Below are 406 nucleotides of genomic sequence, written 5' to 3'. Positions count from 1 at the left end.
CTGGAAGGTTAACTGGTGTAATGAAAAAAATCAACATTGAAGATGGTTCGGAGGCAAGAGGAAGAAGAGCTATTTTAGTAACTGTTGCACCTCAATATTTGGAGGGGTTTGAGTTCAATAGATTTTCTTCCTTGAATGGTGTTTTTAACGCTCCTTACACAATTACTCCTTCAGTAGGTAGGGATAGTTCTACGTTAGATATTCCTGTTTTTAATCCTTTGGATAGAATGAATATACCATCTGGAGCAACACATTTTAAAATCATAAATGCTATTACAGTAATGTCTGATTTTGAATATAATGCTGACACAAAAGTATATGAGCCAAAAGATTTTAATCTAAATGGTTTGACTGCTGTTGAAGATTCGGGTTATATCCCTGTAAATAGTGTAACAACTGCATTGAG

Annotated in this window: 1 pseudogene; it reads left to right on the top strand. The window is 34.5% G+C overall.

Features of this window, described 5'->3' with window-relative positions:
• Positions 1 to 20: 20 nt before the first annotated feature.
• Positions 21 to 406, top strand: a pseudogene (locus tag IU405_RS00520) (hypothetical protein); the annotation flags it as partial.

The organism is Polaribacter sp. BAL334 (assembly GCF_015767435.1).
In the GTDB taxonomy this organism is placed as follows: Bacteria; Bacteroidota; Bacteroidia; order Flavobacteriales; family Flavobacteriaceae; genus Polaribacter.
The sequence above is the reverse complement of the archived record's forward strand: the minus strand, read 5'-3'. Positions and strand labels throughout refer to the sequence as shown.